Annotated in this window: 14 protein-coding genes; 2 read left to right on the top strand and 12 right to left on the bottom strand. The window is 63.7% G+C overall.

The window, feature by feature from the left end; all coding sequences use genetic code 11:
* Nucleotides 1–42: 42 nt before the first annotated feature.
* From ACF3NP_RS01765 to ACF3NP_RS01725, 9 genes are all read right to left on the bottom strand, one after another.
* Nucleotides 43–960, bottom strand: a complete 918-nt coding sequence (locus ACF3NP_RS01765) for a DMT family transporter (protein ID WP_392398880.1) — start codon at nt 958–960, stop codon at nt 43–45.
* Between the two features lie 54 nt (nt 961–1,014).
* Nucleotides 1,015–1,857 carry a trimeric intracellular cation channel family protein gene (locus ACF3NP_RS01760; protein WP_181888810.1) on the bottom strand — a complete coding sequence of 281 codons (843 nt, stop codon included), beginning with the start codon at nt 1,855–1,857 and terminating at the stop codon, nt 1,015–1,017.
* 41 nt (nt 1,858–1,898) lie between these two features.
* Nucleotides 1,899–2,714 carry a trimeric intracellular cation channel family protein gene (locus ACF3NP_RS01755; protein WP_181888811.1) on the bottom strand — a complete coding sequence of 272 codons (816 nt, stop codon included), beginning with the start codon at nt 2,712–2,714 and terminating at the stop codon, nt 1,899–1,901.
* A gap of 158 nt (nt 2,715–2,872) precedes the next feature.
* Nucleotides 2,873–3,883, bottom strand: coding sequence for a uridine-preferring nucleoside hydrolase UriH (uriH, locus tag ACF3NP_RS01750; RefSeq protein ID WP_181888812.1), 1,011 nt, complete (start codon nt 3,881–3,883; stop codon nt 2,873–2,875).
* Nucleotides 3,876–5,318, bottom strand: coding sequence for a uridine transporter UriT (gene uriT / locus ACF3NP_RS01745; RefSeq protein ID WP_181888813.1), 1,443 nt, complete (start codon nt 5,316–5,318; stop codon nt 3,876–3,878). Before uriT ends, uriH begins: the two co-directional genes overlap by 8 nt.
* A 132-nt stretch (nt 5,319–5,450) precedes the next feature.
* On the bottom strand, nt 5,451–6,248 hold the full coding sequence (locus ACF3NP_RS01740; RefSeq protein WP_181888814.1) for a serine hydrolase domain-containing protein: 798 nt from the start codon (nt 6,246–6,248) through the stop codon (nt 5,451–5,453).
* 30 nt (nt 6,249–6,278) lie between these two features.
* Nucleotides 6,279–7,184 carry a DUF3800 domain-containing protein gene (locus tag ACF3NP_RS01735; RefSeq protein ID WP_181888815.1) on the bottom strand — a complete coding sequence of 302 codons (906 nt, stop codon included), beginning with the start codon at nt 7,182–7,184 and terminating at the stop codon, nt 6,279–6,281.
* 328 nt (nt 7,185–7,512) lie between these two features.
* Nucleotides 7,513–8,151: a hypothetical protein gene (locus tag ACF3NP_RS01730; RefSeq protein WP_269512160.1), complete on the bottom strand. Its 639-nt coding sequence runs from the start codon at nt 8,149–8,151 to the stop codon at nt 7,513–7,515.
* Nucleotides 8,152–8,181: 30 nt separating this feature from the next.
* The gene (locus tag ACF3NP_RS01725; RefSeq protein WP_338026597.1) at nt 8,182–8,847 is read right to left on the bottom strand and encodes a DUF4230 domain-containing protein; all 666 of its coding nucleotides are present in this window, start codon (nt 8,845–8,847) and stop codon (nt 8,182–8,184) included.
* Nucleotides 8,848–8,930: 83 nt separating this feature from the next.
* Between ACF3NP_RS01725 and ACF3NP_RS01720 the strand changes: the two genes are divergently transcribed.
* Complete coding sequence (locus ACF3NP_RS01720; protein ID WP_392398879.1) at nt 8,931–10,583, top strand: AbgT family transporter; 1,653 nt, start codon at nt 8,931–8,933, stop codon at nt 10,581–10,583.
* Between the two features lie 76 nt (nt 10,584–10,659).
* Here the strand turns inward: ACF3NP_RS01720 and ACF3NP_RS01715 are convergent, their stop codons facing one another.
* Complete coding sequence (locus ACF3NP_RS01715) at nt 10,660–11,304, bottom strand: RloB family protein (protein WP_392398878.1); 645 nt, start codon at nt 11,302–11,304, stop codon at nt 10,660–10,662.
* A 4-nt stretch (nt 11,305–11,308) separates the two neighbouring features.
* Nucleotides 11,309–12,655, bottom strand: coding sequence for an AAA family ATPase (locus tag ACF3NP_RS01710; protein WP_181888818.1), 1,347 nt, complete (start codon nt 12,653–12,655; stop codon nt 11,309–11,311).
* A 118-nt stretch (nt 12,656–12,773) separates the two neighbouring features.
* Here ACF3NP_RS01710 and ACF3NP_RS01705 point away from each other — a divergent pair, with 118 nt between their 5' ends.
* Nucleotides 12,774–13,577, top strand: a complete 804-nt coding sequence (locus ACF3NP_RS01705; RefSeq protein ID WP_181888819.1) for a helix-turn-helix domain-containing protein — start codon at nt 12,774–12,776, stop codon at nt 13,575–13,577.
* Between the two features lie 89 nt (nt 13,578–13,666).
* On the opposite strand, the gene ACF3NP_RS01700 is transcribed toward ACF3NP_RS01705, so the two are convergent.
* Complete coding sequence (locus tag ACF3NP_RS01700; protein WP_392398877.1) at nt 13,667–14,434, bottom strand: ATP-binding protein; 768 nt, start codon at nt 14,432–14,434, stop codon at nt 13,667–13,669.
* Between the last annotated feature and the right edge of the window lie 2 nt (nt 14,435–14,436).

The following is a 14,436-nucleotide window of genomic DNA, read 5'->3' as shown; positions in this document are numbered from 1 at the left end:
CCGTTACGGGTAAACGCCGATATCGTCGTTTAGCACCCCGCCCTACAGCAGCCGCACCGCCAGCACGCCGAGGAAGATCACCACCAGGCCGGCCAGGCGCGTCGCCGTCAGCGGGTTCTTCCGCGCGCCGAACGCCCCGCGCGCCTCCAGCGCCTGGCCTGCGGCGATGGTGCCCGCGTTGAAGGCGATCACGGTGGTAGCGGTGCCTAGCAGCGGGGACAGGGTCGCGCCCGAAATCACAAAGGTCGCGCCGACTAGGCCGCCGACCCACATCCACCACGGCCCCGGCTCCGGACGCCGCACGAGCTGCCGAGGGCTGGTCACCAGCACCGCCACCAGCAGCAACAGGGCGCCGACCGCCAGGTTGATCTCGCCGGCGTGCAGCGAAGACCCGGCGATGGTGCCCAGGTAGCCGTTCACCGCGGTCTGCACCGCGGACCCCACGCCGACCAGCACGCCGAGCGCGCGGAACAGCCAGAGTTCGAGGCCGGCGGCGTCGCCGTCGATAGGCGGCCGCTTGCCCGCACGCAGCACCACGACGATGCCGGCCAGCACCACCAACGCCCCCGCCACGCGCAACCACGTCACCGGCAGCACGGGCGCGCCGAACAGGCCGAAGCGGTCGATGCACATGCCCATCACCACCTGCCCCAGAATCGGCAGAACCACGGTCTGCACCGCCCCGAGACGCGGGAACAGCAGGATGTTGCCCAGCACGAAGCACACGCCCATTGCGCCGCCGAGCCAGACCCACCAGGGCGCGCTCACGCCGTCGTCAAACTGCGGCATCGGGTTGCCCTGCAGCACCGACGTCGCGATGATGGCCACCAGCAGCGCGACCGTAAACGACACCAGCGCAGACACCACCGGCTTGTTGCCCACGCTCATGCGCAAGCGCGAGTTCGCCGCGGTCTGGATCGGAATCAGCCCGCCTACCGCGAGCGCCACAAGCAACAGCATGCGCCGATCTTCTCACGCCGAGCGCGCGGCCATTTACCTAGCCCGCAGCGGTAGCTACTTCAGCCCGTAGGCGCGGTAGAGCGCGGCGATGAACTCCTCGTGGGTGATGTCGCCGTCGACGGCGGCGAGTTCGTCGCGCACGTCCTTGCGCGTCGGCGCGGAAATCAGGGTCGGGTTGGCGTTGCGCTGCCGGTACGACACGGGCGGAAGTTTGTCGCCGACCCGGTGCTTTACCCGGGTGAAATAGCTGTCCACGGGCGCGAGCGCCTCCACCCCCGGCACCGACCAGTCCAGCCAGTACGCGGCCACACCCAGCGCGATGCCGAGCAGCGCGGAAACGGCCAGGCCCACCGACTGCCAGCCGAGGTCGTAGAAGATCTGCACGCTTATCGACGACACTATCGCCGGGACCACGTACAACTGGCGGTCAACGAGAATGTTGGGAATCTGCCCGATCATCATCTCGCGGATGACCATCCCGCCGGTGGCGGTGAGCACACCCATGAGGATGCAGCCGAACCACGTGACGTCGGCACGCAGCGCTGTGACCGTGCCGGTGACTGCCCACACGCCCACGATGACCATGTCGCCGTGGAAGCGGAACAGCTCCCACGCGCGGCCGCCGATGGACAGCGCGAACGCCACCAGCGAACCGACGAGCGCCGTGCCGATGTACCACGGGTTCTGCAGCGCGGACGCCGGGGTGGAGCCGATCAGGGCGTCGCGGATCATGCCGCCCGCCATGCCGGAGATGATGGAGATGACCATGAAGCCGACGGCGTCGAAACGCATCCGTCTGGCCACAAGCCCGCCCATCAAAGCGTTGAGGAACACGCCGATCAGATCCATCACGGCAAACGAAAAACCCACAGGGGTGAGCACGTTGTCGAAGTACATGCGCGCCATCGTAAAGGGGTTCGCGCCGGGGCGGGGCCGGTTTAGGTTTTCGCCTCCGTGCTCTCCTGCACCTCGTTTTGCAGCATCACCCGCAGCGCCTGGATCAGCTCCTCATCCGAGGCGTGCTCCAACGCGTTGCGCACCTCTTTGCCGGACTCGGCCGGGCGTCGCGAGTCGGTGTCCACGCCCAACGCCTCGCCGATCTTCTCTTCAAGCGGGCGCTCGATGCGCTTGGTCTGGAGCCCCAACAGCTTGTCGCCGCCGAAGTACACCGCCAGCGCGAACAGCGGCGCGGCGATCGCGGCGGCCAGCATGCCCTCCCACACCAGGTCAAAGCGGTTGAGCACCAACATGATCACCGACGCGATGATCGCCGGGAACACCGTCATCTTCTCGCTGGTAAACAGCGCCGGGATCTGCCGCAGCACAATGTCTCGGGCGAGCGTGCCGCCGGTTGCGGTGATCACGGCGAGCAGCACGCACGGCACCCAGCTCAGCTCGGCGTTGAGCGCCTTGATTGTGCCGCCGACCGCCCACACGCCGATGGTGACCACGTCCGCGTAGAACCGGAAGTTCTCCCAGAGCTTGCCGCGCAGGGGCGCGAAGTACGCGATCAGCCCACCGATCGTGGCGGTGATCAGGTAGCCGGGGTTGGTGAGGGCGGCGGCGGGGCCGTCGTTAAGTATGGCGTCGCGCATGAGGCCGCCGCTCAGCGACGAAATCAACGCCACAAACGCGAACCCCACAATGTCGAAGTTCATCCGCTTGGCCACAGTCCCGCCGATGGTGGCCGCCAACAACACGCCGGTGTATTCGAGGACAAAGTAGAGGTTGCCCACGTCATCAGAGAAGTCCATGGGCGCCAAGGCTAGCTTTCCGGGTGGGTCTTTAGCTGGGTGGTTGGTGTGGGGTTGCTCCACATGCCATAAACCGGCTACCTAGGACCGGTTACCAACCGAATTTTCGCAGGGTAACCGGTTCTAGGTAGCCGGTTTTACGGGGCGGGAGGCGCACCTCAGCCCAAGCGCTCGACGGCGTCGACCACGAGGTCCCAGAACCGGTCCACGTCCAGGCGCGTCGCCACCGAAGTGTTGCACGCCGGGTCTGCGGCGGACGCAGCGGCACCAGCAGCGCCCTCGCCCGGCACGCCCGACGCGAGCGCGGACAAGCCAAGCGCGCCGAACGCGCGCAGGTCCGCCACGGTCCGCCCGCGCGTCAACGTCCCCGCGAGCTCCACCGACACCGGCACGGACACGGTCTCGACCACGGACGGGTCGATGACGTACGCCACCGCGCACGGGTCGTGCACCGGCGGGTTGTCAAAGCCCTGGGCGTCCTTGTAGTTGGCACGGAACGCGTCCACAAGTGCGGCCAGGAAGTCGCCGCTCGCGGTGCCCAACCCCCGGAAACGGTCCTGCACCTCAGGAGTGGCAAGCGCCTGGTGCGTCAGGTCCAGCCCGACCATGACCACGGGCCAGTCCTCGCCGAACACGATCGCGGCGGCCTCCGGGTCGACGGCGATGTTGAACTCCGCGGACGGCGAGAAGTTGCCGGCCCCGTACGCGCCGCCCATCAGCACGACCTCGCGCACCCGCGAAACGATCCGCGGCTCCAGGCGCGCGGCCAGGGCGATGTTGGTCAGCGGCCCGGTGGGCACCAGCGTCACGGTCCCCGGTTCTTCGCGCATCAGCGTGTCGACGATCCACTGCACCGCCCCGATCTCCCCCACCGGGACAGCGGGTTCCGGCAGGTCGAAGCCGTGGATTTCCATGCCGGTGTCGCCGTGGATGTCTTCGGCGGTGATGACGTCGTTAAGCAATGGGCGCGTCACCCCGCGGTAGACGGGGAGGTCCTTGAGACCGGCGACCGTAAGCACCTGCTGCGCGTTGCGCGTGACGTGGTCGATGGTGTGGTTGCCGCCGACGGTGGTCAGGCCCAGCAGCTCGATGTCCGGGTTGCCGGCGGCGAGCAGGATGGCGACGGCGTCGTCGTGGCCGGGGTCGCAGTCCAGGATGATTTTACGCACGGGCGGCCAGGTCCTCCGCGGCGATCGTGTCCGGAACGGTCTCCGGCTTCGGGATGAGGAAGGACGCCGCGAACGCGCAGCCCAGCAGGATCGCGCCGGCGATCATGCCCGCGCGGTAGTTTCCGTCGGTGGCGGTGAACACGGCGAAGATGATGGTGAACGACAGGCCCGCGCCCAGGTTGAATGCGCCGCCGTTCAGGCCCGGCAGGTAGCCCTGATTGTGCTTCGGCGCCAGCACGACGCCGAGCGAGCCGAGCATGATGTTGCTCATGCCGGCGTACGTGATGCCGGCGAGGATGGACATGGCCAGAAGCATCGCGTGGGTGGCGTTGCCGACTACGACGGTGCCGAACAGCACGGACAGCGCCGCGCCGGCGATGCCGATCTGCAGGATGATCTTGTAGCCCACGCGGCCCGCGAGCCAGCCGGAGATCGGGCCCATGGCCAGGCCGGCCAGGGCGTACGGGGTCAGCGTCCACCAGGACACGACGCCGGCGGACATGCCCGGGCCGGCCGTCGGGTCCTGCGCGAGGTTGGGCACCAGGCCGTTCATCACGGCGAACACGCCGGTCATGGTCAGCGTGGTGGTGAGCAGCAGCGCCCAGGTTCGGCGCTGCGACAGCAGGTCGGTGGACATCAGCGGGTGCGGGCTGGCCTTCTCGGTGCGCCAGAACCACACCAGCGACGCGCCGCCGACGACCAGAAGCAGGATCACCATGAACCAGTTCGCCGCGGCCAGCTCGCCGGCCATGTTCAGGGCGGTCAGCACCAGGCCGACGCCGACAACCAGGCCGACAACGCCCTTCCAGTCCATGGGCTGGAGCTGATCGGACTTGGTCTCTTCCACGCCGTACTGCACAGCGAACACGGCGATCAGCGCGGCGGCGCCGATGACCCAGAAGAGGGAGCGGAAACCGAAGGCGTCGGTAAGCCAGCCGCCCAGAATCGCGTCGATGCCCGCGATGCCGCCGTTGACCGAGGTGAGGATGCCCACCAGGAACGCGAACTGCTTCTCCTCGCGCACCGCCTGACGCAGCATCACGGACGTCAGCGCCACGGTCGGGCCGGAAACGCCCTGGATCACGCGGCCGATGAACAGCATGGTCACGTTGGTGGCCAGCGCCGCGACGACGGAACCGATGACCGTGACGATCATCATCCACACCAGCACCTTGCGGCGCCCAATCAAGTCACCCCAGCGCGGCATGAACAGCGCAAACACAGCCGCCGCGGTGAAGAACGCCGTCTGCGTCATGCCGATCTGCGCGGTGGTGGCGTTGAGGTCCATTTCCATCGTGTGCAGCGCCGGCGCGAGCATGGAGGCGTTGAGCTGGAACGCGAAGACGGCGACCAGCAGCGCCGTCATCAGGGGCACGACCTGATTGGTCGGCAGCTTCTGCCCCGCTGCTGGTAGCGGGGTGTTTGTCGTAGTCATGCGTGCAGTTTAAAACACTGCGCGCCGCGCGCCTACACGAAAAAGGCGGCGGCTACACCCGAAATGCGGGGGCATTTTGCCTATCGACGCCCACCTCACCGGCCCCCACTCCCCCCCGCCGAGAATTGCCGCCTACCCCAGCGCCTCCCACAGCGCCGTGTTGGTCTCCTGCCACAACGGCTTGGCCCAGTCGCCGAACTCGCGGTCCGTCAGCACCACGCACGCCTGCCCGCCCGCGACCCACAGGTACGTCCCGGCCATGCCGAAGTGCCCGACGGTGTCCGCGGGCATGCCGTCGCCGGTCCAGTGCGGCGCCTTCTCGCCCTTGATCTCAAACCCGAGGCCCCACTGGCACGGCTTCTGCATGCCGTAACCAGGCACAACGCCGCGCAGGTCGCCGAACTGGTTAGAAAAGGCCTCGCCAAGCGTCGACGGGTCCAGAAGACGCGGCGAGAGGAGCTCGGAGGCGAACGCAGAAAGGTCGCCGACGGTGGACCTCCCGCCGTGGCCGGCCGAGCCGTAGATTTCGGTGGAGTCCATGCCGAGCGGCTCGAAGACCCCCTCGCGGGCGTAGTCCGCAAACGCGATGCCGGTGGTTTCTTCGACGTGGTCGGCCAGGATCTCGTAGCCGGCCGAGGAGTAGATGCGGCGCTCCCCCGATTCCTTCTGCGGCTCGCGGGAGTCGAACCCCACCCCGGCAGCGTGCGCGAGGAGGTGGCGGATGGTGGAGTTGGGGGGACCGGCGGCGTCGTCAAGCTCGAATGCCCCCTCCTCCACCGCGAGGAGCACGGCGTACGCGGAGAGCAGCTTGGTCACGCTCGCGAGTTCGAAGACTTTGTCTTGGTCGCCGAACGTGGCTTCCGTGTCGCCGACGAGGGCCGCCGCGACGTTGTCCACCGGCCAGTTGCTGAAAAACTTCTCGAGCTCCATGCCGCCCACCTTACGTAGAAGCTCGTTTCTTCAGCTGTTCTTCGCCCTGACAGCCGCAACACGCACCTGTTCAAGCTTCCTTCGGTTTTCCGGGGTCAGCATGCTCGGGTCGTTGATAACCGGACGCCTTGGATCCAAAATATCGGAATGAACCAAGTCTGGTATTCCCCGCTCGAACAGATGCAATTTGGATTCGTATGTAAAAGCCCCTCGTGCTGCACTGATCTGCTTGGATTCCGCTAACCATTCGTAGCGAGAATTAGGAACAAGTTGGGATTCAACAGCGCGTTTAACGAGAGCGCAAACCCAATCCGCAAACTGGATGTTGGCCGAGAGCGTGCTATCAATATGCATCGGTGGTTCAATGATTCTCCGCATTTCCTCGAAGTCAGCGGCCCTTCCCAGAATGTGGGCGTACATCTGAGGTAGGCGTTGCTTCCGAGACTTCTCATTAATCTGATCCATCATCACCATCACCGATTGGTCGGCTTTGTCGGCGTGCCGAGCGATCCGATTTAGCGCCTCGTACATTGCAGATTGTTCGCGCCTTTCGAATTCTGCTGGGCCGGTGTTGGTCTGCTTCGGTGTCCCCACTGGCTTCTCATCCACGTAATAAAAAAGGTGCCCGCCCATTCCCCTTAACGAACCGATCAAAGAGTTAAACACCCTCAGATTCTGGGGTCGCTCTTCACACACCCTCGCGTACAAGAGCGATGCACCTTTCTTCTCCCAACGCCCCGGGTCTTGGCCTTCAGGAATCTCGTTTTTGAACAATCTCTTCTTCGCTTCTGCGAAGTACGCCCCGAATACACGCGCTTTGTCCTCTGGAATGATGAACCCGCCATAGCCAAATGCTGGGCTGTCAGCGAACCTTGGATGACTAGGGGAGACAAAGGCGCCAGGTGCCCCTATCTCATCTAGATACGCAAGGAGCACGCGAAACCCCCTTCAGGCGAAGCGCCAGGACATTCGTGCATTCAATACACGAAAACCCACACTAGCGTGTGGGTTTCGGAGTTGCTGCCCGGAGGATTCTTGCGGACGCTCACCTCTGGCTCACATCTGTGAATATACGACGCGCGGGGTACAACGTCAAAGGGTTTCACGCAGAAACTCAAACCGCCCACCCGGCAATGTCGGCAGTCACGAGCCCCAAGCCGGGGACCGAGTGGCGTGCGCCCCCACCCGCAGTCCCCTAGTAAGCGATCCCTATTACGGCCCATTTTCGGCCATACTCGGGAGGGCTTACTCGGGGTTTGTGTCCTTAGAACGGCAGCGCCGGGAGCCCCGGGATCATGCCCGCCGACGCCGCAAACGCCGCGCCGACGCCGAGCACCGCCAGCACCGCGGCGACGATTCCGGCGATGGCGCCCGGCGCGACCTGAGAGTTCAGGCTCGACGGGGCGGCCGGCTCGGTGCGGTTGATGTCTTTGCCGCAGTCTTGGAAGCGCTGCGCGGTGTAGGAGGCGGCGGACTTGATGTACGCGACCTCGCCGGCGCTGAACGGGGTGTCGAGGGTGGACGGCGTGCCGGTCTTCGAGCTTCCCAGGTCGTCGGCGATGACGGAGCTGGTGGTGTGCTCCTCGACGGGCCAAAGCTTCAGGTCATCAGCTTGCGTCACCGAGCCCCAGCCGTTCTCGCCGAGCCCGGCGCGCAGCTGGTCCTGTTTCTTCGCCCACAGCGCGAGCGCGTCGGCGCGGGATCCGGAGTGGTAGAGGATGTCATCGGCGTTAAGGCCGGCGGCCAGGGCAGGCACCTGGTCGGCGTTGTACTCGACGGCGCAGACGCGGGAGAAGCCCGGGTCGACAGGCGCATCGGCAGCTTCGGCGGCTCCGGCGACGGGCGGAAGTACGGCAGCAACGGCGGCGCAGGCGATAACGCCCGCGGCAAAAGTTTTACGCATGTGGAAAAAGATACCCCGCACGGCACCTCCTTACCAGCCTTTCCACAAACCCCGAGAAACCCGCACCTCGTAGTCCTCGTACTCCGTGCCGGCCACCAGCGCCGTCGCGTGCGCTCGCGCGAGCTCCTCGGCGTGCTGCCCGGCGCGGTCGAGAAGCCCGGAGGCGATGGCCTTCTCCCGCGCGTCGGCCTCGCGGTCGGCGATGAACCCGGTGACGTCTTCGACGCGGAGTTGGTTGATGGGGTTCATGGTTTGGTCGTAAACCTTGACGCTGTCGGCGTCGATGTGGGATTCCAGAACCTCCACCTCAGGCAGTTGCACGTTGACTTCCCCGTCGGCCAGGTGGACGTCGATAAGCGAGGCGTCCTTGATGCCCGCGGTGACGCGCCCGTCGTACGTAACCAGGAGATTCCGTCCGGTAAACGGCACGCGCACCCCGAGCACCTCGAGGCCTTCCTGGTCGAATTTGCCCACGTCGGAGAAGACGTATTCCTCCACAGAAAGCTCGGCAATATCGCCTAACGACGCCCCAATGGTCGTCGACGTCACCTCCCCCTCTTTCCAATTGAGCAGCGCCGGGCGGGTCAGCGCCAAGACGAGCGCCACGATGGCGACCACGGCTATGACCGAGGCCAGCGCACCGAAGCAGCCGGTTGGCCGGGTATCGCGCGGGGAAATCTGCAATTTCGTGCTCACTTCGTTTACCTTACTTCGTCGAGAAAATGTAAGGTGGCTCTCACCTTTTCACGACGAATTATCGCCGACCAGGAAGACCCACCATGACTGGATCAACCAAAGTAGAAAAAGGCCTGGAAGATCGCCCGGCCCCGGAGCACAACGCGGACCGCAAGGACAACAACCAGCAACAGGAGGGCATGTCCGGCTTCCTGGGCTGGATTGAAAAAGTCGGCAACAAGCTGCCGGACCCATTCTGGCTGTTTGTGATCCTCGCCGGCGTGGTGGCGGTGTCCTCCTGGCTGGCCAGCAAGGCGGGCCTGTCCGCGATCGACCCGGCCTCGGGCGAGGAAATCCACGTCGAATCGCTGCTCACCGGCGAGAACATCTCGCGCATGGTCACGGACGCGGTGGAGAACTTCATCGCCTTCCCGCCGCTGGGCGTGATCCTGGCGGTGATGCTGGGTGTGGCCGTGGCGGAGCAGACGGGCCTGCTCGCGGCGATGGTCCGCGCGATGGTGGACAAGGTCAGCCCGAAGATGCTCACGTTCATGGTCGCGCTCGCTGGCGTGACGGGTTCGGTGGCCTCGGACGCCATCTACGTGATCATCATCCCGCTGGGCGCGATGGCCTTCCACGCGGTGGGCCGCTCGCCGGTGGTGGGTGCGATGGTGGCGTTCGCGGCGTCGTCGGCAGGCTTTAATTCCTCGCTGATTTTGAACATCACCGACCTGCTGCTGGCCGGCATCTCCACCTCCGCCGCGCAGCTTGTCGACGAAGCCTACGAAGTTTCCCCGCTCGCCAACATCTACTTTGTCATCCCCTCCGCGGTGGTGCTGTCGCTGATCATCACGGCGGTGACGGAGCTGTTCGTGGACAAGAAGGCCGAGAACCTTGTCGACCACGACCACATCGACGAGGACGAACTCCAACTCGACGAGTCCAACCAGCCCGACGACTCCCACCTCACCGACGACGATGACCTGTCGCTCACCCCTCTCGAGCGCAAGGGCCTGTCCTGGGCCGGCATCACCCTCGTCCTCAGCCTGGTGGCCTACTTCGCCCTGCTTTTCATCCCGGGCTCCCCGTTCGCGCGGCCCGAGGAGGGCTTCATGGAGTCGCCTTTGATCCGCGCGATCGCCGTGCCGATCACCGCGATCTTCTTCGTCACCGGCCTGGTCTACGGCCTGATCGTGGGCACGATTAAGGAGGCCGCGGACATCCCGAAGTTCATGGCGAAGGGCCTGGAATCCCTCCTGCCGATCCTGGTGCTGTTCTTCGCCGTTTCCCAGTTCCTGGCGTGGTTCCAGTGGTCCAACCTGGGCCCCTGGACCGCGATCAAGGGCTCTGAGCTGCTGCAGTCCTGGGACCTGCCGAACGTGATCCTCTTCGCCGCGTTCGTGCTGATGGTCACGCTGATCAACCTGTTCATCACCTCCGGCTCCGCGCAGTGGGCGCTGATGGCGCCGGTGGTCGTGCCGATGATGATGTACGTGGACGTCTCCCCCGAGGTCACCCAGATGCTCTACCGCATCGGCGATTCCCCCTCCAACATCATCACCCCGATGTCGCCCTACTTCGCCCTGGCGCTGACGTTCCTGCAGAAGTACTACAAGAAGGCCGGCGTGGGCACCCTGATGTCGCTATCGCTGCCGTACGCGGTGTCCATGTTGGTGGGCTGGTTCGTCTTCTTCATGATCTGGTACGCCCTGGGCATCCCGCTCGGCCCCGGCGCGCCGATGGGCTACCAGGTGTAGCTCGGGGGCGGCGAAGGCCCGGTTGCGTCCGCGCAGCCGGGCCCTTTGCTTCTCGACGAGCCTCCGGCTAGACCCGTCACCTGCCATAGAGCGACGCGATGATTCGCTCCGCAAGAAGGTGCACGGTGGTCGAGGCAGTATGCCGACCGACGTGCTCGTCGAAATCCCTTAACGAATCAAGTGGCTCCCGAACTTTCGCCTCAGCGCGTGCTATGGCACACCGGACATCGTCCACGGTGAAGTTTGGTTGAACGGTCTTGGCATACGACGGCCAGTGCTGCATCAAGCTGTCCAGGACATCCTTCTGCGTGCTTGCGCCCTTTGCGTCGGCGAAGTGGAGCAGGAGCCAGTACTCGAACTGCGGAACGCTAAAACCTACTCCGCGGTCCTTGCGTTCGGCAGCCCATTCAAAAACTGCCTGGAGTTGCTGGTCCGTCGCGTCGTCTTCATCGAGGACCACCCAAGCTTGGTCACCGGGACGTAAGTCGCCGTCGCGCTTAAGGTTGGCCAGCCAATCGTCTGCAGTCTTGAGTAGCGCAGGCGGGTGGGGATGCACACCTCTACGCGCTTCCACCTTCACGGATTTGTCCCGAAAGCACTCCATTTCGAAGTAGTTCTTCTCCGTGGTGCCTTCAGTGACGATGAGAAACACATCTTTTACCGGGCGGGTATTGGCCCTTTTGCTCTTACCCCCGAACTTTCTCTGACGAGAAGAGCGCACCCGCCTATTCGACATTGCTGAACTCCAGCGGCTTTATCGACGGCACACCACCGAACCTGCCTCGCAGGTAGCTCTTTCGAAGGTCCGTCGTCTTCCGCGGCCCCTCGAAATCCGATAGAACGCTCGTTTGGGTTTGTCCTGATCGACCCTTCTCAATGACCCAAATCTCATCTCTCCGCAGCGTTTCGGGGTCCATGAGCAAAAGGTCGTGGGTGGTGAAGATCAGCTGTGCACGGGAATCCGCGGAGGAATTCGCCAGGAATCCTCCTATCAGCGCGCGAGAGAGTTCAGTGTGGAAGCTGCGGTCGAACTCATCAACGACCAAGACAGCTTCAAAACCCGGGGCTGCCAGCCGGGAGAACAGCCCAAGCAGCCTCGTCGCAGAACGGGTCCCGTCCGACTCGTCCCACCAGCGCAGGCCGTAGCTTTCGCCTTCCTCAGCTGAATGGAGGAGGGCAATTCGTTCCGCTTCAATCTCATCGTCTTTGAGCCGTAGCGTGAAGCGCCCCGAAGGTAATTCCACATCCATCGGATAATCCGGGTTGCTTCGCAGCTCTTGCTCCATCTCTAGTGCATCTTCGGCGCCCAACCCCAGAGCAGACAGTTCCACGTGCTCGGTTTCAATACCGGTAATTCCGGCGTCGATCTGGGAGACCAAGTTCTCCCATCCGTCGGGCTGGGACTGCAATTGGCCGAGATCCAGAAGTCCTGCCGGAATCACAAGGACCGTTTCGATGAATGCACGGACGACGCCGAATGCATCCAGCTTGAGCGAATCTGGGAACCGCGAAAGGTTCGTCTCGCTGGCAAAGGAGGCAAGAGGGACCTTGGGTGGAACAGACTCGAGCAGGACTCGTGCTTGCGCAACCTCGGTGGGGAAACGCTCCGACTTCTCCTCCAGCAGCGGGAAGCTGAACGAATCACCCACGCGCTCAAACACGTCAATTTCATCTTTGGACAGGTACTTCGTCAGCCGCTCCTCCACAACGCTCCTCGCGTCGAAGGCCAGCACGTACTCGTAGACTATGTCGTCGACGGAGAACAACACCTCAAAGTTCGTTGGCTCGAGCGCTGCCTCTGGGCGAAGGGCGAACGGATCAAACGGCATCGGATCTGAAGGGCGCGGTGGATCTATCAGCATTCGCTGCAGCGCGGTCAGCGCCATGACGAACGTGGACTTGCCCGCCGCGTTCGCACCAAACAGCGCTGCTACGGGATTAACCCGCTTCTTGTAACGACGAGAAAGCTCGGGGCACCGCTCACGATGAATCTGTTCCCTGGTTGCGACCATGTTTATCGACGCAGGCTCGTACACCGAGCGGTAGTTCGCAATCGTGAGATCCAGCAGCATAGGCACCCCTTCCAAAAATTCGCCTATGATTCAAGTTTCTTGCATCATAAGCGAAATTCCGAGCTATTGTGAGCCAAGCACCCCCATTGCCAAGAACAGCGGACCGAGGGCGATGACATTGACTTCACAATCTCACGAGCGAGCGGAAACTAACTCCGCCCGCATCCCGCCTTCCCGCATTACGGTCGCCCGACTGCGCCGAGGCCTCACCAAAGCAGAGCTGGCGGCGAATCTCGACATCGCTCCGGCAACGCTTTCTCGCTGGGAGAACGAAGGGCCACCGCCTTCCAACACTGAGTCCATCCTCGAGCGCCTCGAAACAGCACTCGGGTTCTCCGCCGGATACTTCCTCTCCCCAGAACTTGAAGTTCCTTCAATGGATTCCACCCTGTTTCGGGCTGGCAGCCGCGCGACTCTACGGCAGAAGAGCGTCGCAGTCGCATCCGGGGCAAACGCCCGCACGCTCTTGGCGTGGCTTCGCCGCAACTTCAACTTCCCAGAACCCAACCTCCCGGACTTGTCTGGGTTCACTCCTGCGGAGGCGGCCCGTCACGCGCGCACGATCTGGCAGCTGGGCGATAAGCCAGTTCCAAACTCAGTCCAACTCGCCGAGTCGCTCGGCATCGCCGTCATGGGCCTTCCACCCACGGCCTCCGCTGTTGACGCATTTTCCATGTGGGACGGCGAGCAGCCGTTCATCTTCCTAGCCCGGCGCCGCACGCCCGAAGGCGCCCGCTTCGATCTCGCACACGAGTTGGGCCACCTGCTACTCCACAGCAGCGACGATCCACGCAGCGGAAAACGCGAGGAGGACGAGGCCAACCAGTTCGCCGCCGACTTCCTTATCCCGCCCGGCATAGTTCACGCAAACCTTCGCCTGCACGCGAGCCTCGAAGACATCCTCCGGCTCAAGTCTGTTTAGACCACGTGTTTAGTAACGGTGTGGTGAGTTTCGGGTAACGCCCGGGTGAGTATCGAGTAACACCCGGGCGTTTAGGTTGGTAGCGGGGGTTATTGGGTCAGTCGCATGTTGGTGCCTTCGAGTGTGATGATTTCGGCGCCGGCGACGAGTCGGTTGAGGATGGATTCGGCGATGACGGCATCGGGGATGGATTTGTACCACTCGTCGGGTGTGAACTGGGATGTCACGATGGTGGATCCGCGGGGTTCGCGCTCTGCGAGGATGTTGAGCAGTTGGTGTGCGGTGACGGCATCGATTGGGGTGGTCAGGAAGTCGTCGAGGACTAACACGTCTGTGTGGTGGAGGTCTTCGAGGAATGTGATGCGGGCTGGGTCGTCGTGTTTGAGCACGGCGAGGTGGTTGGCAAGTGTGTCGGTGCGGAAGAAGCGTGCGGAGTAGTCGTTTCGGCACGCCGCGGTGAGTAGTGCTTGGGCGAGGTAGGTTTTGCCGACGGAGGATTTGCCCAGGATGACAATGTTTTGTGCGCTTTGGCACCATTGGCAGTGAGCGAGTCGGGTGATTTGCTCTTTGTTGATGGTGCGGCCGGGCGTGTAGGTGATGTCTTCGATACAAGCATCGGGATTTGGCGATCGGGATGCTTTGAGCAGTTTGTTGACTCGCCTCTCACGCTTGGCCGCTACCTCTTTATCGAGTGCGTAGAGCACTTTGTCGGAAAAGCTCCAATCGTCGAAGGCGGGATCGGCGGCGATGTCGATGACGCTTTGTCCGAAGGCGGTCATGCGTAGATCGGTAAAGATCGGCAGGACTGATTCGTCGAGGAAGCGGGCAGATGCTGATGCTGGTTGCGGGTGGGGCATGG

The organism is Corynebacterium lehmanniae (assembly GCF_043161975.1).
Taxonomy (GTDB): Bacteria; Actinomycetota; Actinomycetes; order Mycobacteriales; family Mycobacteriaceae; genus Corynebacterium; species Corynebacterium lehmanniae.
This window is presented reverse-complemented; position numbering and strand designations above follow the sequence as displayed.

What these genes read in the sequence shown, in the direction of transcription:
- ACF3NP_RS01765 (WP_392398880.1), bottom strand. Translation starts at nt 960, where the DNA reads ATGCTGTTGCTTGTGGCGCTCGCGGTAGGCGGGCTGATTCCGATCCAG.
- ACF3NP_RS01760 (WP_181888810.1), bottom strand. Translation starts at nt 1,857, where the DNA reads ATGTACTTCGACAACGTGCTCACCCCTGTGGGTTTTTCGTTTGCCGTG.
- ACF3NP_RS01755 (WP_181888811.1), bottom strand. Translation starts at nt 2,714, where the DNA reads ATGGACTTCTCTGATGACGTGGGCAACCTCTACTTTGTCCTCGAATAC.
- uriT (WP_181888813.1), bottom strand. Translation starts at nt 5,318, where the DNA reads ATGACTACGACAAACACCCCGCTACCAGCAGCGGGGCAGAAGCTGCCG.
- ACF3NP_RS01740 (WP_181888814.1), bottom strand. Translation starts at nt 6,248, where the DNA reads ATGGAGCTCGAGAAGTTTTTCAGCAACTGGCCGGTGGACAACGTCGCG.
- ACF3NP_RS01730 (WP_269512160.1), bottom strand. Translation starts at nt 8,151, where the DNA reads ATGCGTAAAACTTTTGCCGCGGGCGTTATCGCCTGCGCCGCCGTTGCT.
- ACF3NP_RS01720 (WP_392398879.1), top strand. Translation starts at nt 8,931, where the DNA reads ATGACTGGATCAACCAAAGTAGAAAAAGGCCTGGAAGATCGCCCGGCC.
- ACF3NP_RS01710 (WP_181888818.1), bottom strand. Translation starts at nt 12,655, where the DNA reads ATGCTGCTGGATCTCACGATTGCGAACTACCGCTCGGTGTACGAGCCT.
- ACF3NP_RS01700 (WP_392398877.1), bottom strand. Translation starts at nt 14,434, where the DNA reads ATGCCCCACCCGCAACCAGCATCAGCATCTGCCCGCTTCCTCGACGAA.